The sequence below is a fragment of the Arthrobacter gyeryongensis genome (assembly GCF_039543785.1).
Lineage (GTDB): Bacteria > Actinomycetota > Actinomycetes > Actinomycetales > Micrococcaceae > Arthrobacter > Arthrobacter gyeryongensis.
Window position 1 is genome coordinate 44,963 of record NZ_BAABKK010000035.1, and the last position, 18,138, is coordinate 63,100.

An 18,138-nucleotide genomic window follows, 5' to 3' on the forward strand; every position below is an offset into this window, starting at 1 on the left:
CGATGCGAGGTTTTCCACATGGCGCGTTTCGGGAGTGTCGGCCGTAGGCGAGGAGCTGGATGCTTGGAGCATGGGTGCTGAGAGCCGTCGCCCGGTGCGTGACCCTGATTTCACTGTCCTCCCCGGTGATGGTGCGCGCCATCGGGGAGTCCATCCTGCCCGACTGGCGAGGCTCGCGCTGGGCACTGGCGAAGCCTTCGTCGAGTTGCTGGCTGTTCTGGCCCCGGTGGAATGTGTCTGCTGTGGTTCCGAGGATTCGGCGCTGTGCGGCACCTGTGCACGGCGCCTACGCCTGCTGTGCAACAGTCCATTCCGTGCCGAAGGACAGGCGCCAGCCTTGCTCACGGTGCAAGGGGACGTGATATTGCCCGTCGTCGCGGGAGGACACTACCGGGACGAACTGGCCCAGGCCCTGCTTTCTTTCAAGCACCTAGGCCAGGGACGGCTGGCCTCGGTGCTCGCGCCTGCACTGGGCAAGGCCATCCGGTCTGCCGTAGGAGACAGGGCAGGCATCTGCCTCGTGCCCGTTCCCAGCAGCAACGCGGCCTTCCGGCGCCGCGGCTTCAGTCCGGTCCATCTCTTGCTCGGCCGCCTGCGGTGCCTGGACGCCTTGCCTGGTCTGCACATGACGGATGCGTTGAAGAAGGCGCCCGGGTTTGGAATCCGAGGCTCCGGAAACCGGGGTCCGGGAAACGGGCAAAAGGGATTGGGTCGCGGAGAGCGTGCGCGCCGTGTCCGCGACTCCATGACCGTCCGCCTGTTCCGCAAAGGTTCTTTGGAGGGTAAAGCATGCGTCATCGTCGACGACGTCCTCACTACGGGTGCAACCCTCGCCGAAGCCGCCCGGGCAGTAGCGGCGGCCGGAGGCGTGGTGTGTGGTGCGGTGGTCCTTGCAGCCACCCGGCCGCCGGCCGGTAGCGATCTTCCTGCGGACGGGCCGGACGCGCCGCCAGCACCGACTCAAACAAAAAATAAGTTACGAAAGGATGAATTACCAGTGGCGATGAACTAACGTCGGTTATGGGTACCAAGAACAGATGTACCTGTCGATAGCGGCTCGGAAAGGGGCTCGACTGTCCGTCAGACCAGCCCCGAGAAGCGCCCTTATCGTGTCACCTGAGTTGTTTGGAGGGCACCATGGAGTTCATGATCAGCGGCCGTAATCTGACCGTTTCGGATCGCTTCCGCGAGTATGCCGGCGAGAAGATATCAAAGATTGAATCGCTTGGGGACAAGGTCCAGAGGGTTGACGCGAAGGTTTCAAAGGAAACCAATCCGCGCCAGACACCGGGCCAGCTCACGGTGGAAGTGACAGTTCTGGGCCGGGGCCCTGTGATCCGGGCCGAAGCGAGCGCCGCTGACAAGTTTGCCGCTTTTGATCTCGCCTATAGCAAGCTGCTGGAGCGGCTCCGCAGGGCCAAGGACCGCAAGAAGGTCCACCACGGCCGCCACACCCCCAAAGCCGTTCGTGAGGCTACTGCGACGCTTGAGCCTGCCAGCGCGAGCGAACCCATTTACGTAGAGGCCAGCAACCACCAGGAGCCAACGACGCCACCGGTGGAGACCTCGCCCTACGACGTCGACAACGACATTCCGGCCGGTGATTCCCCGGTCCTGATTCGTCGCAAGGTTTTCCCCGCCGCTTCGCTCACCCTTGATGACGCGGTGGACAACATGGAATTGGTGGGCCACAATTTCTACCTGTTCGTGGACAAGGAAACCAACACGCCGTCGGTCGTCTACCGCCGCCGTGGCTGGACATATGGAGTAATCACTCTGGACTCCACATGCGAACCAGGAGACGAACCCGTGGAGGAAAAGATCCACGCTTACCGTTCGAATGACCAGGCCGCCACAGCGTAGGCCGCATTCGTCATCCCTATGAAAGGACTGGCATGGCCGCTTCGCTGAGCCTGTTGCAGGCACGGCGGATTGCATTGGCAGCCCAAGGACTGGACAAGGAACGGCCCACCGGCCCCGTGACTTCACGGACGGTGGGCCGTACCTTTGCCCGCCTACGGGTGGTGCAGATCGACTCCGTCAATGTCCTCTCACGCAGTCATTACCTTCCATTCTTCTCAAGGCTTGGCAACTACGACCGAAGCATCCTTCATGCGATGGCCGGGCGAAGTCCGCGGCGCATGATGGAGTACTGGGCGCACGAGGCGAGCTTCATCCGCCCGGAACACTTCCAGGATCTGCTGCTGTGGCAAAACCGTTCGTGGGTAGGCGCGGCCCACTTGGAACGCGGAATCCGGGAGGACATGGCTAACCGGATCCTCGACGCCCTCGCAACCGGGCGGCCCATGACTGCCGCGCAATTGACGGCGCACCTGGGGCACCAAGAGGACCGGCAGCACGATAACTGGGGCTGGAACTGGAACCTGGTCAAAAGGGTTTTGGAGCACTTGTTTGAAGAGGGGCTAGTGACGGCCGCGTCGCGGACGGAGCAGTTCGAGCGCCGGTACACGCTGACCTCGCGGGTTCTGCCGCCGGGATTGCCTGCCGTGATCGCTCGCTCAGGAGCACTCCAGGATGGCGGCTCGGACGAGTCGACCGCGGCCATGGACCGGCTGATCGACGCGGCAGCCCAGGCTCATGGCATCGGAACAATCCGATGCTTCGCCGATTACTTTCGGACTCCAGTGAAGGCCGCTGCGGCATCGATCGACAGGCTCGTTGCCGCCGGCCGCCTGGAGCCGGCCACGGTGCGTGGATGGGACCGGGCTTTGTACCGGCATGTGGACGCCCGGCTTCCCCGGTCCGCCACGGGCCGCGCGCTGCTCAGCCCGTTTGATTCACTGGTCTTCGAGCGTAGAAGGCTCGAGGAGTTGTTCGGCTTCCATTACCGGATCGAAATCTACACGCCCGCGGAGAAGCGCAAGTTCGGCTATTACGTGCTGCCTTTCCTCCTCCGCGACGCCGTGGTCGCGCGCGTGGATCTCAAGGCCGACCGCTCGGCCAAGCAGCTTCTGGTGCGTGCCGCCCACGCCGAGCCGGACGCCCCGGCCGACACCGCCGTCGAGCTTTCCGCAGAGCTGCGGCTTATGGCCGAGTGGCTGGGGCTCGACGACGTCGTCGTGTCACCGATGGGCGATCTCTCGTCGGAACTTACTGCGGCAGTGGCCCGCAGCTGAGGTCCAGGGGTCTCCGGCAGCGGCCCGCAGGCGCCGGCGCTCCGCTCTCAGGGAAACGGGGCCGCGTGGCGTTGGTCTCTCCCGTAGACTGAAACCGCCAGAATTCGGCAGCTTGAGACTGGGAGCAACTTTACGTGGCATCACTTATCGAAAAACTTCTCCGCACGGGTGACAAAAAAACCCTGAGGCAACTGCGGACCTACGCCGATTCCATCAACGCCCTCGAAGACTCCTTCAAGACCTTCTCCGACGCAGAATTGCGCGAGGAGACGGACAGGCTGCGCGCCCGTCACGAGGACGGCGAGAAGCTGGACGATCTCTTGCCGGAGGCTTTCGCAGCCGTGCGTGAAGCTTCCTCCCGCACCTTGGGGATGCGCCACTTCGACGTCCAGCTCATGGGTGGGGCCGCTCTTCACCTCGGCAATATCGCCGAAATGAAGACCGGTGAAGGAAAGACCCTTGTGGCCACCGCTCCGGCCTTCCTGAATGCCCTGACCGGCAAAGGCGTGCACGTCGTTACAGTCAACGACTACCTCGCCGAATACCAGTCCGAACTCATGGGCCGTGTCTATCGCTTCCTTGGCCTGAGCAGCGGTTGCATCCTTTCGAACCAGGATCCCGAAGTGCGCCGTCAGATGTACGCGGCAGATATCACCTATGGCACCAACAACGAATTCGGCTTCGATTACTTGCGCGACAACATGGCGTGGGACAAATCCGAGCTCGTGCAGCGCGGCCACAACTACGCGATTGTCGACGAAGTGGACTCCATCCTCATCGATGAAGCCCGTACCCCGCTCATTATTTCCGGTCCGGCCCAGGGCGACACCAACCGCTGGTACAGCGAATTCGCCAAAGTCGTGCAGCGTCTCCAGGCTGAAATCGACTACGAGGTCGACGAAAAGAAGCGGACGGTCGGTGTTCTCGAAGCCGGTATCGAGAAGGTCGAGGACTACCTCGGCATCCAGAACCTGTACGAATCCGCCAATACCCCGCTCATCGGCTTCTTGAACAACGCCATCAAAGCCAAAGAGCTCTTCAAGCGGGACAAGGACTACGTCATCCTCGACGGCGAAGTCCTCATTGTTGACGAACACACCGGCCGTATCCTTGCCGGACGGCGTTACAACGAAGGCATGCACCAGGCGATCGAGGCCAAGGAAAACGTCGAGATCAAGGCTGAGAACCAGACTCTCGCCACTGTCACCCTGCAGAACTACTTCCGCATGTACTCCAAGCTCTCGGGCATGACCGGTACCGCTGAAACCGAAGCAGCTGAGTTCATGAGCACCTACAAGCTCGGCGTGGTGCCCATTCCCACCAACCGGGACATGCAGCGCCTCGACCAGTCGGACCTTGTTTACAAGAACGAAATCGTCAAGTTCGAAGCCGTGGTGAAGGACATTGCGGAACGGCACGAAAAAGGCCAACCCGTGCTCGTCGGCACCACCAGCGTGGAGAAGAGCGAATACCTCGCCAAGCTGCTGGCCAAAGAAGGCATCCGGCACGAGGTCCTGAACGCAAAGAACCACGCACGCGAGGCCGCCATTGTCGCGCAAGCAGGGCGCAAGGGCGCCGTCACGGTCGCCACCAACATGGCCGGCCGTGGTACTGACATCATGCTGGGCGGAAACGCCGAGTTCACGGCCATCGCCGAATTGGCGAAGCGGGGCCTGGACCCTGAAGAAAACTCCGAGGAGTACGAGGCCGCGTGGCCGGAAGCACTCGAAGCAGCCAAGCAGGCAGTCAAGGACGAGCATGAGGAAGTGCTCGAACTGGGCGGCCTGTATGTCCTGGGCACGGAACGCCACGAATCCCGTCGCATCGACAACCAGCTCCGTGGCCGCTCGGGCCGCCAAGGTGACCCGGGCGAGTCCCGCTTCTACCTCTCGCTGACCGATGACCTCATGAGGCTCTTCAACTCCGGTGCCGCCGAGCGCCTCATGAACAGCTCGGTGCCGGACGACATTGCCCTCGAATCCAAGCTCGTGTCCCGTGCTATCGCTTCGGCCCAGGGCCAGGTTGAAGGCCGGAACGCTGAGCAGCGCAAGAACGTCCTCAAGTACGACGACGTCCTGAACCGCCAGCGCGAAGCTATCTATGGCGACCGTCGCAGGATCCTGGAAGGCGACGATCTGCACGAAAAGGTCCAGTTCTTCCTGGAAGACACCATCAACGCCCTGATCGATGCCGCGACGGCCGAGGGAACCGGCGATGATTGGGACTTCCACCAACTGTGGACCAACCTCAAGACGCTGTACCCGGTAACCGTCACGGCCCAGGACATCATCGACGAAGCCGGCGGCAAGGCCCGCGTGTCCGTTGAATTCCTCAAAAACGAGATCCTTTCGGACGCGCAGCTCGTGTACAAAGAGCGGGAAGAAGCCATCGGCGCCGAGAACATGCGCGAGCTTGAGCGCAGGGTTGTCCTCTCGGTCCTTGGACGCAAGTGGCAGGAACACCTCTATGAGATGGACTACCTCAAAGAGGGTATTGGCCTGCGTGCCATGGCCCAAAGGGATCCCCTGGTCGAGTACCAGCGTGAAGGATTCACGATGTTCCAGAGCATGATGGAAGCCATCCGCGAAGAGAGTGTCGGCTTCCTCTACAACCTGGAAGTGGAAGTAACGCCCGCCGAAGACGTGGTGGTGGTGGACGGGAGCCCTGAAGGCGGTCACGTTGAACATCACGATCCACAGATCCGCGCGGCCGGCCTCGAAGCCCCGGAAAAGCCTGTTCAGCTTCAGTACACGGCACCTGGTGAAGACGGCGCGAGCCAGACCCGCGTTGAGGGTCGGGCCTCGGGTCGCTCAGGCAACCCCGCCAAGGCTGCCGCCGATGACAAGCAGCGCGGATCCAACAAGAAGAAGCGCCGCTGACATCGCGATTGCCGGACGGATGTAGCTGAGGCCGCAACGCCCGGACGTGTCCAACGAACGGATGCCTGCAGCGAAAACGGAGAGGGACCAGAACACCCGTTCTGGTCCCTCTCCGTTTTGCTGCTCTTGAGCCCCGCCGTCAGCCGATTTCGAGGGCGGTGACTTTCCAGGCGCCGTTGCTCTCTTCAAGCCTCATGGCTACCGCTCGGGAGCGGAGTTCTTCCGAGACAACCAAGCTGGCCTCGTACACTCCGTCGTTTACAGCGCAGACACGCACGGAGCGGACCATCGGGCTTCGGTGAACGCGGGATTGCCCGCCGTGGTTGGCAGCATGGGCTCGCGTCAGTGCTGCCCGGTGTTGCAGCGCGCCGAGGCATCCGGGGTCCAGGGTCCGTGAGAGCTGTTGCGCCGGCCGGGTGCCTGCAAGGACTTCGACCGCGGCTTGGGCGATGCTGCGGGCCAGTGCGCGGATTTCGCCGTCGAGGCTGCGGATCTGGGCCGCTTTGCGGGCAGAAGACGGCCCCCTTCCTGACGGCCCGTCCGTTCGGGATTTGGCCGGGGGCGAAGCCACGGCTGAACGGGAAGCAATCGATGAAGTCGCCTTGACGACTGCATTGGGCAGGCTGTGGACGGCTGGTGATGCGCTCATGTGCTTCCTCGGTGACGAATCGCTGGTTGGCGGCGGATGGTGTGGTTCGGGTGGTGGCGGCTCGAGTGCTAGTTGGGCGGTGGTTGCAGGACCTGACCCGGGACAAGGAAACCCGGGTCGTTTCCGATCACATGCCTGTTTGCGGCATACCACTTCGGCCAGTGGAGGGCGACGTCGACGTCGCTGGCCATAGGGCCTAGCTGCCGGGCGGAAATCGACCAAAGTGAATCTCCCCGCTTCACCACCACTTCGCCTTGATTTGGCGACGCAGGCTGTTCCGGAGCGCGCTGTGGCCCGGTACCCAGAAGCCCCGGCTCGGCGACAAACGCGCGTGGTTGCCAGTGGGGGTCGATCTCCGACGAACCTGACTCAAGCGAGGGCATGACTGGGAGATGGGGAGAAGGGCTCGAGGCGGGCGTCCAATGGACAGATATGTCGCTCGACGATGCTGCGCCGTTTGCCGGGCTCCACGCTGGTTCAAGCTGTGCCGGTGACGCATTCGCCAGCGGGATTCCCACGAGATTCAGGCCCAGAATCGCAACGGCCAGCCGGCGCATGAAGGCAGGGCTGAGTTTAGCGGTGGCACTCGCGCAGCGGTCCTTTCCCGAGTGCCGGAGAAGCGCGGCCGCCATTGCCAGGATGAACGTCGCGACCCACCAGGCTCCGATCCCCAGACCGGCGGCAGTTGCGATGAATCCCAGGAGGTCTTCAAACGTGGGTTCCTGGAGTCGTCCTGCTGCGGAGTGCCATCGGTCGACCAAGACCAGCCCAGCGACAGCGAGCAAAAGAGCGAGCACAAGGATGGTCGCCGCCATCGCAACATCGTTCCGAACGGGTCTGTTCGTCTGTTCCACGGGTTCCCCTTACCCAGTTGATGCTATTTGATGTTGTTTGATAAAGATTGACCTATTTTGACCATAAAAAGTGCTATTTGTCTAGCAGTCTGGTGTCGATGAGAAAGATTGACCATCGAGGGGTGCCCGCTTACGCTGACGCAATGCGTTGGGATGCTCTGTTTGAAGACATGGAGGCACAACTGGCCTCTGAACGATTGCTGGGACTTGAATCCGAAATTTCAGAGCGAGCCCGGGTGGAGCTGGCCGGAATCGAGGTCTCCGACAGGCTGCGTGGAGCAATCGGCCAGAAGATCCATGTGACGCTCCGGTCCGGCACGCAGGTGTCCGGGACGCTTAGCCATGTCGGCAGCGAGTCGTTGGTCCTTGACGAAGGTCGCCACCAGTGGCTGGTGCCTGTCACGGCTGCATTGGCGTATCAGGGCCTGGGCCGGCAGGTGCGGCCAGGTCAATCGAAGGCGTCGCAGCGGCTTGGCTTGGCCAGTGCTCTCCGAATGCTGGCCCGCGACAGGGCAGAACTGGCGGTTCATCTGCTTGAGGCGGCGCGGGAGGAGCGGACCCTGCGGGGCGTCATTGATCGCGTGGGCAAGGACCACTTTGATCTCGCCGTCATGGTGCCGGGCGAAGTCCGCCGGTCGCGAAACGTCGTGTCTGTAGCGACAATTCCGTTCCAGGCCCTTGCCGCGCTGCGCTCATTGCGGGGCCAGGACTTCTAGCCCGGCCAACTCCCCGCGGGCGCAGCCTGGGGCAGTGGGCAAAGATCAGGAGGACTTGGATTTGGCCTCTTGGATGATCCTGCTCGCCTCGGCGTAGCGTTCCTCGATGTACTGCTCCAGCATCTTCTCTTCGACGCGCCACTGGCCCCTGCCACCCACTTGGATCGCCTTGAGCTCTCCGCTTCGCACGAGAGCGTATGCCTGCGGCGAGTTGATCTGAAGCTGTTCGGCGACATCGGCGAGGGTGAGGAATCGGGGCATGCATCCATTTTGCCACTGTTCGACCCACTTGCCGGGGTTATCCACAGCTTGACGTAATTTGGGGCATTTAGCTTTCGGAAGGGACGCCCTTCCGGTCAGAATAAAGGCCACCGAACGTCGACGCGGACAAACTATGCAAACGGGGGAGCAAAGATGGGTGTAACTACCGCGGCCGCTGCAGCGCGGCTCAGGAAACCGTCATGGAGGGATCCGCGACTATTAGTCGGGATTCTCCTTGTCTTGGCATCGCTGGCCGGAGTCATCGCCCTCGTTGGAACCGCGGACCGTACCACTCAGGTCTATGCGGCGCGCGAGTCGATTGCCGTGGGCCAGAGAGTCAGCAAGGACGATCTTGCGGTCGTCAAAGTCCGGCTCGACGACGTTGAGTCCAGTTACGTGACTCTGGCTGACGGTCTTCCCGAAGGAAAAGTCGCCGTTCAGAGAATCGCCAAGAACCAACTCGTCCCACAGGAGAGCCTGGGGGCCGCCGACTCCCTGGACCGCAAACCGGTGGCCATCGCGATCCAGGAATCGCTGCCTTCGCAGGCTGTGGCAGGATCCCGCGTTGACGTCTGGGTAGCACCCCCCGACGCGCGCAACGGTTTCGGCACGCCGCAGCTATTGTTGCCGGGCGCGGAGATCGCCCAAGTCACGGAGGGCGCCTCCACCCTCGGAGCGTCCAAGGAGAAAGTGGTTTTGGTCCTGGTGACCGATGAGCAGATGCCGAAACTTCTCGGAGCGCAGGCGAACAAAGCGAAGATTGCCGTGGTTTGGAACCCGGGCGGTGCCGGCAAGTGAGTATCCCGGTTGTCACAGTCGGGCAGTCCCGGGAGGATTTGGTCGGGGGACTCGAACGGCTCCACGGGCCGGTGACGGTGGTGCGTCGGTGTGGCGAACTCGCGGAGCTTCTGGCCGCTTGCCAAAGCGGTCTCGCGCGCGCGGCGGTCATCGCCGAAGGCGCTCAGGAACTGACGGCGTCGCTGGTCGACCGGCTGGCCGCTGTCGGAGTCTCCGTTGTTGCACTGAGCGACGACCCGGAGGAGTCGGGCCGCCTGTGGAGCATCGGCGTCGTGACCGCGTCGCTGGATGTAGATTCGGCAACGCTGGCTTCCAGAATCTCCGATGCAGTAGGCGAGATGCCCGGACATGGACGGCGACGTTCGGAGTCCCGGGATTCCGGGTTTGCGGACACTGCCGCAGAACTCCGTCCCACCGATGCGCCGGAAGAACCGGAGCATGCCCCCGTAGGGGCTGGCCGGATCATCGCAGTCTGGGGGCCCACCGGGGCGCCGGGCAGGACTCTTGTGGCAGTCAACATTGCCGCAGAACTGGCGGCTGAAGGCAAATCAGTGATCCTTCTCGATGCAGACAACTACGGGGCCAGTGTCGCAGCATCGCTTGGTTTGCTGGACGAATCCGCCGGACTGGCGCAATCTTGTCGACTGGCGGACCAGGGATTGCTGGATGCTGAATCCCTCAAGCGGATCGCCGCGCCGGTCTTCGCCAAAGCCACGAGTTTCAGGGTTCTTACCGGCATTACCCGCCCGGACCGGTGGCCGGAGCTCCGGGCCGCCGCGCTTTCGTCGGTACTTGAACTCTCCAAGGCGATCGCGGACGTCGTCGTGGTCGATGCAGGTTTCTGCCTTGAAGCGGACGAGGAACTCAGCTTCGACACCATGGCCCCTCGGCGCAATGCGGCAACCCTCCGCAGCATCGAACTGGCGGATACCGTTTACGCCGTCGGCGCGGCCGATGCCGTCGGGGTTCCGCGACTCGTACGTGGCCTCGCTGAGCTTGAACGGGCAGTCCCGCATGCGGCTCCCCGCGTGGTATTGAACAAGGTCCGGGCAGCATCGGCTGGCCGCTCACCCGAACGCGAACTCCGCGAGGCATGGGAGCGCTACGGCCCCGGTCATGGCATCGAGGTATTCCTTCCGTCCGATCCTGAAGCTTGCGACGCTGCCTTGTTGTCCGGCGCTGTCCTCTTCGAAGCTGCGCCCGAATCTGGGTTGCGGCTCGCGATCGCAAAAATGGTCTGTGCACCCGTCCAGCAAAATGGCAAATCCTCTGTCATTTATTCCAGAGCAAGGCGTCGTCTAAAGCGTTAGGCTCGCCATGTGGGCTGCAAGGACGCAGCAATTGAGATGTGATGGAGGCGTTTGTCGATGTCGTCAGGATCCAGCGTGGAGGATCGTTCTAAACCTGCAGTAGTCCGGGAAGGGTTCTTCGGGGACTACTACGAGCATCTCGCAGAGGAGGACGCCCGCGGATACGCTGCCGAGCAATTGACCTCCAGGGCAGCCGCACACCGCGAAGCGGGGCAGAGCCGCAAGCCGGGCACTGCCAATGTCAGGATTGCCAACGAGGGTGACCGCAGCATCCTGTACATCGTCACGGATGACATGCCGTTCCTGGTGGACTCGGTGAACGCCGAACTGGTTCGCCAGAACTGCGCTATCCGGCTCGTCATGCACCCACTCTTCGTGGTTTCCCGTGATCGCGTCACCGGCGATCTGTCCGACATTGCCCGGGTGCCGTCGAACATCGGCATCTCAAGCGGTGACACCGCGGCGATGCCGGATATCGCCCATCTGATCTCGCAAGGTGACAACGTCTCCCACATGGAGTCGTGGATCGCCGTCGAGGTTGACAGGGTGGCCGACGACTTCCAGAAGGAGCTCGTGGACGGAATCCACCGCGTCCTGAACGACGTCCGCGCCGCCGTCGAAGACTGGCCCAAAATGCGCACGAAGGCGCTTGAGCTGGCATCGTCCCTGGACAAGGTGGCCCACCCGGAAGACATCGCGGAGCTCAGGCAAGCGCAGGACCTCCTGCGCTGGTTGGACAACGGCAACTTCACGTTCCTGGGTTACAGGGAATACGACCTCATCACCGAGAACGGCGAGGACGTCCTTGAGTTGCGCGAAGAGAGCGGTCTGGGGCTCTTGAGGGCGGGGGACCACCCGCACCAAATCCAGCACCTTACCGACGCCGGACGCCGGAAGGCGCGCGAGAAGCGTGCCTTGGTGATCACTAAGGCCAACTCGCGGTCCACCGTGCACCGCCCCGCGTACCTGGACTACATCGGTGTCAAGAGCTTCGATGTTGCGGGCAACGTGAACGGTGAGCGCCGCTTCATCGGCCTGTTCGCCACGAGCGCGTACACCGGTTCCGTAAGGAACATCCCCATCGTCCGGGAAAAGGTCGACGCCGTGCTCCGCTCGGCCGGGTTCCCGCAGGACTCCCACTCCGGCAAGGACCTCGTCGGTATTCTCGAGACCTACCCCCGTGACGAACTCTTCCAGATCGAGACCGAGGACCTGGCAGCGACGGCTTTGGGCATCCAGCGTCTGCAGGAGCGGCGCCGCACGAAGCTCTTCCTGCGCCCGGACATCTACGGGCGGTTCATGTCGGCACTGGTCTACCTGCCCCGTGACCGCTACACCACTAACGTCCGGCAACGAATTGAACAGGAACTACGCGAGACCTTCGAAGCCGAGAGCATCGACTACGAGGCCCGGATCACGGAGTCCGCACTCTCAAGGGTGTTCTTCCGGATCCGGCTGCCGCGCGAGGCTGAGCTCCGCGACGTCGACGCCGGTGAACTCGAAAAGCGGCTTGTCCGGGCCTCGCGGTCATGGGCTGAAGGTATTGCGGAGGTGCTCCGCGAGAACACCAGCGGTTTGGATGCCGAGCGATTGTCGGCCCTGTGGGCGGATGCGTTTCCCGCCGGCTACCGGGTCGACTACGAAGTCGAGGACGCCCTCAAGGACATTGAGCGTTTCGAGAAGTATGCCGCCACAACCGACCGCGACGCCGTCGCAGTCCAGACGGTCCCAGGAGTGCATGTCTACCTGCCAAACGGCGCCGGCGAGCTCCTCGAAGAGGATGCCCGCGTCAAGCTCTACCTTTTGGAACCGAAGAGCCTGAGCCAGATCCTGCCCTACTTCCACAATCTTGGCCTTGAGGTTCTCGATGAGCGGCCTTTCGAAATTGAGACCGCCGACCACCGGGACTTCTTCCTCTACGACCTTGGCCTGAAATACCCCACCGGTGTCGATCCCGTGGCTACCGGCCAGCTCTTGGCGGACTCCTTCAGTGCCGCGGTGACCGGTGCGGTGGAATCCGACAGTTTCGACCGGCTCGTGCTCCGGGAAGGTATCCACTGGCGGCAGGTTGTCATGCTCCGCGCCTATGCGAAGTACATGCGCCAGATGGGGAACACCAACTCCTTCGAGTTCATTGCGGACACTCTTCTGGCCAACCCTGAAGTTGCCCGCGGCCTTATTGACCTCTTTGGGGCCCGTTTCGATCCCTCTTCGCCTGACGCCGCGCGTCCGGCCCGCCAGGAGGGCGCGCGCGCCGCACTGGCCGAAGCAATTGACCAGGTGGCCACGCTCGACGCCGACCGGGTACTGCGGACTTTCGTTAACCTCATTGAGTCGACGCTGCGCACGAACTACTTCCAAGGCAAGTCGTACGTCAGCTTCAAGCTCGATCCGACCACGATCGACGGCCTGCCCTTCCCGCGGCCAAAGTACGAGATCTGGGTGTACTCGCCTCGTGTTGAAGGCGTGCACTTGCGCTTCGGCAAGGTGGCCCGCGGCGGTTTGCGGTGGTCCGACCGCCGCGAAGATTTCCGGACCGAGATTCTCGGGCTCGTCAAGGCACAGACGGTGAAGAACGCCGTGATTGTGCCGACCGGTGCAAAGGGCGGATTCTTCGCGAAGCAGCTTCCGGATCCGGCACTTGACCGTGCCGCTTGGATGGCCGAAGGCATCGAAAGCTACAAGACCTTCATCCGCGGACTGCTCGACCTCACCGACAACCTCGTGACCACGGCGGACGGCGAGAAGATTGTGCCGCCGTCGGACGTTGTCCGTCAGGACGACGACGATTCGTACCTGGTGGTGGCCGCGGACAAGGGCACGGCAACTTTCTCGGACACCGCGAACGGCCTGGCCGCCGAGTATGGATTCTGGCTGGGGGACGCATTCGCTTCCGGTGGCTCCGTAGGATACGACCACAAGGCCATGGCCATTACGGCCCGCGGTGCATGGGAGTCGGTCAAGCGCCACTTCAGTGAGCTGGACCTTGACACCCAGACTGAGGAATTCACCGTGGTCGGCGTCGGCGACATGTCCGGCGACGTGTTCGGCAACGGAATGCTGCTTTCCCGGCACATCCGCCTGCTTGCCGCCTTCGATCACCGCCACATCTTCCTGGACCCGACGCCGGATGCGGCTTCGTCCTTCGGCGAGCGGCAGCGTCTCTTCGAGCTTCCCCGCTCCTCTTGGGACGACTACGACCGCTCGCTCATCAGCGCAGGTGGCGGTGTCTACCCCCGCCAGGCCAAGGTCATCCCGATCTCGCCGGAAGTCCGCCGTGCCCTCGGCCTGCCGGACGGAACGGTTCAGCTGAGTCCTCCTGAACTCCTTCGTGCGATACTCCTGGCTCCGGCCGATCTCCTCTACAACGGCGGGATCGGAACGTACGTCAAGGCCAGTACCGAGTCCCACGCCGAGGTGGGAGACAAGGCGAACGACGTCATCCGCGTGAACGGACGGGAGCTCCGTGTCAAGGTCGTTGGCGAAGGCGGAAACCTCGGAATGACGCAGCGCGGACGCATCGAAGCTGCCCTGCAGGGTGTCATCCTCAACACCGATGCCATCGACAACTCTGCCGGCGTCGATTGCTCCGACCATGAAGTCAACATCAAGATCTTCGTCGACCGGATGGTTGCCGCAGGAAAACTGGACGCTTCCGAGCGCACATCCTTCCTCGCCGACATGACCGACGAGGTCGGACGCCTCGTGCTCGAAGACAATATCGATCAGAACATCCTGTTGCTCAACGACCGCACACGCGTCGCCGAATGGAGCCCGAGCTACGAGCGCCTGATGGACTGGCTCGAGAAGTCCGCCGACCTCAAACGGGACCTCGAAGCGCTGCCGACTACCGAGACGCTTCGCGAGCGGCTGGAACAGGGCCAGGGCCTGACGTCCCCGGAACTGTCGGTCCTCGCCGCCTACGCCAAGATCGAATTGGGCTCGGCCTTGCGGGACAGCGATCTGGCTGACGATCCTTGGTTCCGTAAGACGATTCGCTCCTACTTCCCGAAGCAGCTCCGAGAACGGTTCGACGCCGAACTGGACACCCATCCCTTGCGTCGCGAGATCATCGCGACCGTGGTGGCCAACGACATGATCAACCTCGGTGGCATCACCTTCGCCTTCCGCACCATGGAGGAGACCTCGGCTACCGAGGTCGCCGTCGCGAAGGCGTTCGTAGCCCTCCGCGAGATCTACGAACTCGATTCGATGGTGCGGGAGCTCAATGCCCTGCCTGCTTCGTTCCCCACGGAACACTGGAGCACCGTCCACCTCGACATCCGAAGGCTTCTTGACCGTGCCGTTCGCTGGTTGCTCAGCCAGGGCAACGCCTCGAAGCCGATCTCGGAGATCGTCGCGGAATTCAAGCCGATGATGGATCCGATGCGGGCCAGGGTGCTCGACTACTTGCGCGGCAGCGACAAAGAGCGCGTTACCGGCTGGCTCGAAAAGGCGCGCTCGTGGGGCCTTCCCGACACGCTCGCCCATCGCTGGGCCGAGCTATTCGAGAGCTTCGTGCTCTTGGACATCGCCAAGATCACGCACAGCCGCGACGCCCGTGTGGAAGAGGTCAGCCACGTCTACTACACGGTATTCGACCGCTTCCACGTCGATTCGTTGCTGGAGCGGATCACAGCACTCCCGCGCGATGACCGCTGGCAGGCGCTTGCCCGGGCGGCCCTGCGCGACGACCTCTACTCGACCGTAGCGGACATGACGACGTCGGTGCTCGAATCGACCGACGCCGGCCTCGACGCCGAGGCCCGTTTGCGGGCCTGGGAAGGCCTCAATGCCGAGCAATTGGGCCGCGCGAAGAGCATGTTCGACGAGGTCAACGCGCTGGAGGCCGACGACATGGCTTCTCTGTCGGTAGCATTGAGGCTCTTGAGGTCAATCGTTCGACGCTAGGGACAAGCCCGGGCGTTATATGGAGGTGCAGTGGCAATCTTTACAGACCCCATCAGGGAGCACGCTGATTTCGGGCCTGGAGATGCCGAATGGCTGCACCTCCTGGTCGGCGACTGGCAGATGGTCGCCGACCTGGCGTTCGCGGACTTGGCCCTATGGTTTCCGCATCCTGAATTCGGTTACATCGCGCTTGCTCACGTGAGGCCGTCGACGAGCCACACGGTGTTTCATGCGGACTTCGTCGGGGAAGGCATCCGCTCGGATCTGCGACCGATAGTCGACAAAGCGTGGTCCAGCCGTTCCATCGAACGCTCCAGCGAAACGAGCTGGAGCAGCGAGATGGCCCTGCGGGTTGAAGCGGTGCCCATGGTCAGGAACGGACGGACCCTTGCCGTCGTCACGTCGCATATGGACCTTTCCAGTTCACGGATGCCTTCCCGTCTGGAGCTTACGTACAGGCAATGCGCCTACGACCTGCTCCGGATGGGAACGCTTGGCCTCTGGCCGGACTTCGCTTCACCGACGGGTTCGCGCCGTGGCGCTCCCCGCGTGGGTGACGGCCTGATCAGGCTCGACGCCGACGGCATCGTGCAGTACGCGAGTCCGAACGGCGTCTCCGCATTCCGTCGCCTCGGCGAGGTGGAAACCTTGGAAGGACGGTCCCTCGCGGAAGTAACCGCAGGACTCCTCAAGGACCGGCGGATGGTGGACGAGACGCTGCCGCTGGTCGTTACTGGTCGGATGCCGTGGCGGAGCGAGATCGAGTCCCGCGGTGTCAGCTTGTCGTTGCGCGCGATTCCATTGCGCGACGAGAAGCATCGCTTCGGTGCCTTGGTACTGTGCCGCGACGTGTCAGAACTGCGACGCCGCGAGCTCGAGCTGGTGACCAAGGACGCGACGATTCGTGAAATCCACCACCGCGTCAAAAACAACCTGCAGACGGTGGCTGCTTTGCTGCGCATGCAGTCGCGACGGATGGTCAGCGACGAGGCGAAACAAGGCCTGGAACAGGCAATGCGGCGAGTGGCGACGATTGCGTTGGTACACGAGACGCTTTCGCAAGGGCTCACGCAGAGCGTTGATTTCGATGAACTCATTGGACGTCAGTTCCGGCTCTCGGCAGAAGTAGCGTCCCCTTCGCAGCACGTCCGGACTGAGCGCGCCGGCCTGTTCGGCGAATTGCCGAGCGACTTCGCCACGCCCCTTGCGCTGGTCATCAATGAGCTCGTGACAAATGCCGTGGAACATGGCCTTGAAGGACGGGCCGGAACGGTATGGCTGATGGCGGATCGTTCCACGGGGGAGCGCGGCGATGAACTCCTCACGGTGACGATCGCCGATGATGGCGTCGGACTGCCCGAGGGGTCGTATACCGAGGGCCTAGGCCTTCAGATTGTGCGGACTCTTGTCACGAGCGAGTTGGGTGGCAGCATCCAATGGCGGCCGCGCGACGGCGGTGGCACCGCCGTCGAGATCGTCCTGAACCTGGTGCGGAGCTGACGCCGGCCGCTGGCGGCACGCTCTGTCGGTAACCACAGCCGGATGCATGAAGATGGCCCGGACCTTTCGGTCCGGGCCATCTTCGTATGTTCTCTTTGCCTCAGGCGCCGTGCTTTGCGGGCCCAGTTGCTTAGGAAGCGCGGCGGGCGCGGGCGGCGCGGCGCTTGAGTGCGCGTCGCTCGTCTTCGCTCATACCGCCCCAGACGCCAGCGTCCTGGCCCGATTCAAGGGCCCACTGAAGGCATGTGTCCACGACGGGACAGCGACGGCAGACACTCTTCGCTTCCTCGATCTGGAGAAGCGCAGGGCCGGTGTTGCCTACGGGGAAGAAAAGCTCCGGGTCCTTGTCAAGGCAGGCCGCGCGGTTACGCCAATCCATGCTGATCAGTCACTCCATTCGTGAGTACTAGTTAAGCCTTTTGTGAAAATATTCACGAGAGGCTTCATAGGAAAGGGGACCCATTGGGCCCCCTTGGTCGTCTGAGTCAAGCGTGTCATGTTAACGCCATGTAAACAAGGGGTTTTAGCGTTTGAAACCGTGAGCGATGCATCACATTGGCCACAGGTCTACTCACAGGTATTCGACTATGTCCGGTATTGTGCCAATGTGTCAAGACCCCCTCTGAACCCTAACCATGACCCAGCAACGCCCGGCGACGACGGCCAGGGGACCGGCAACGACAACATTGGCCGGTCATCCGCCGGAGGGCCGCGCCCTGTCGGGATCGTTGTTATTTCCATTGTGGTTGTGCTGGAAGCTCTCGCACTGTTGGCCGCCGGGGTCCTGTATGTATACGAGCTGGTGACCGGGGCTCCGGTGGCCTCCTTCTGGGGAGCCGTGTTTACCCTTGGCCTTTTGCTGGCTTTTTCTGCATTGTTGTTTGCCGTGGGGCACTTCCTGTTCCGTGGCTACCGTTGGACCCGGGCACCCGCGTTGGTTGCCCAGCTGTTCGCCCTGACGATCGGGTTTCCCACCATGACCGGAGGACTGGTTCCTGCCGGCCTGGCCATGGTGGTCCCGGCTTTGGCCGGAATTGTCTTTTTGTTCGACAAGCGGGTCATTGCCTTTGCTTCCCGAGCGGGCGGATCCCGCGCCGCCCTTTGACTCTTTCACTTGGGTACG

Annotated in this window: 14 protein-coding genes; 10 read left to right on the forward strand and 4 right to left on the reverse strand. The window is 62.7% G+C overall.

Annotation, left to right across the window (positions count from 1 at the left end; all coding sequences use genetic code 11):
- Positions 1–70: 70 nt before the first annotated feature.
- The 4 genes from ABEA18_RS22510 (at position 71) to secA (ending at position 6,016) form a co-directional block, all read left to right on the forward strand.
- Positions 71–1,012: a ComF family protein gene (locus ABEA18_RS22510; protein WP_345452952.1), complete on the forward strand. Its 942-nt coding sequence runs from the start codon at positions 71–73 to the stop codon at positions 1,010–1,012.
- Positions 1,013–1,137: 125 nt separating this feature from the next.
- Positions 1,138–1,863: a ribosome hibernation-promoting factor, HPF/YfiA family gene (gene hpf / locus ABEA18_RS22515; RefSeq protein ID WP_234748144.1), complete on the forward strand. Its 726-nt coding sequence runs from the start codon at positions 1,138–1,140 to the stop codon at positions 1,861–1,863.
- 32 nt (positions 1,864–1,895) lie between these two features.
- Positions 1,896–3,137 (forward strand): winged helix-turn-helix domain-containing protein, encoded by a 1,242-nt coding sequence (locus tag ABEA18_RS22520; protein WP_345452956.1) that lies wholly within the window; start codon positions 1,896–1,898, stop codon positions 3,135–3,137.
- 134 nt (positions 3,138–3,271) lie between these two features.
- Positions 3,272–6,016 (forward strand): preprotein translocase subunit SecA, encoded by a 2,745-nt coding sequence (gene secA / locus ABEA18_RS22525; RefSeq protein ID WP_345452959.1) that lies wholly within the window; start codon positions 3,272–3,274, stop codon positions 6,014–6,016.
- 139 nt (positions 6,017–6,155) lie between these two features.
- Here secA and ABEA18_RS22530 read toward each other — a convergent pair whose 3' ends face one another.
- Both ABEA18_RS22530 and ABEA18_RS22535 read right to left on the reverse strand, forming a co-directional pair.
- The gene (locus ABEA18_RS22530; RefSeq protein WP_345452962.1) at positions 6,156–6,665 is read right to left on the reverse strand and encodes an Rv3235 family protein; all 510 of its coding nucleotides are present in this window, start codon (positions 6,663–6,665) and stop codon (positions 6,156–6,158) included.
- 68 nt (positions 6,666–6,733) lie between these two features.
- Positions 6,734–7,480, reverse strand: a complete 747-nt coding sequence (locus ABEA18_RS22535) for a LysM peptidoglycan-binding domain-containing protein (protein ID WP_345452965.1) — start codon at positions 7,478–7,480, stop codon at positions 6,734–6,736.
- Positions 7,481–7,662: 182 nt separating this feature from the next.
- On the opposite strand from ABEA18_RS22535, the gene ABEA18_RS22540 reads away from it, so the two are divergent.
- Complete coding sequence (locus ABEA18_RS22540) at positions 7,663–8,235, forward strand: hypothetical protein (protein ID WP_345452967.1); 573 nt, start codon at positions 7,663–7,665, stop codon at positions 8,233–8,235.
- Between the two features lie 45 nt (positions 8,236–8,280).
- Here the strand turns inward: ABEA18_RS22540 and ABEA18_RS22545 are convergent, their stop codons facing one another.
- Positions 8,281–8,496: a helix-turn-helix domain-containing protein gene (locus ABEA18_RS22545; protein WP_059387549.1), complete on the reverse strand. Its 216-nt coding sequence runs from the start codon at positions 8,494–8,496 to the stop codon at positions 8,281–8,283.
- A 153-nt stretch (positions 8,497–8,649) separates the two neighbouring features.
- On the opposite strand from ABEA18_RS22545, the gene ABEA18_RS22550 reads away from it, so the two are divergent.
- The 4 genes from ABEA18_RS22550 to ABEA18_RS22565 are packed head-to-tail and all read left to right on the forward strand — an operon-like array spanning position 8,650 to position 17,015.
- Positions 8,650–9,294 (forward strand): SAF domain-containing protein, encoded by a 645-nt coding sequence (locus ABEA18_RS22550; RefSeq protein ID WP_345452971.1) that lies wholly within the window; start codon positions 8,650–8,652, stop codon positions 9,292–9,294.
- Positions 9,291–10,604: a CpaE/TadZ family protein gene (locus ABEA18_RS22555; protein ID WP_345452974.1), complete on the forward strand. Its 1,314-nt coding sequence runs from the start codon at positions 9,291–9,293 to the stop codon at positions 10,602–10,604. The genes ABEA18_RS22550 and ABEA18_RS22555 overlap by 4 nt, the downstream gene beginning before the upstream one ends.
- 57 nt (positions 10,605–10,661) lie before the next feature.
- Complete coding sequence (locus tag ABEA18_RS22560; protein ID WP_345452977.1) at positions 10,662–15,515, forward strand: NAD-glutamate dehydrogenase; 4,854 nt, start codon at positions 10,662–10,664, stop codon at positions 15,513–15,515.
- 30 nt (positions 15,516–15,545) lie between these two features.
- Positions 15,546–17,015 (forward strand): sensor histidine kinase, encoded by a 1,470-nt coding sequence (locus tag ABEA18_RS22565; RefSeq protein ID WP_236811889.1) that lies wholly within the window; start codon positions 15,546–15,548, stop codon positions 17,013–17,015.
- A 130-nt stretch (positions 17,016–17,145) separates the two neighbouring features.
- On the opposite strand, the gene ABEA18_RS22570 is transcribed toward ABEA18_RS22565, so the two are convergent.
- A complete protein-coding gene (locus tag ABEA18_RS22570) occupies positions 17,146–17,394 on the reverse strand; it encodes a WhiB family transcriptional regulator (protein ID WP_003804966.1) in 249 nt (82 codons plus the stop codon).
- A gap of 228 nt (positions 17,395–17,622) precedes the next feature.
- Between ABEA18_RS22570 and ABEA18_RS22575 the strand changes: the two genes are divergently transcribed.
- Positions 17,623–18,120, forward strand: coding sequence for a hypothetical protein (locus ABEA18_RS22575; protein WP_345452982.1), 498 nt, complete (start codon positions 17,623–17,625; stop codon positions 18,118–18,120).
- Positions 18,121–18,138: the final 18 nt, after the last annotated feature.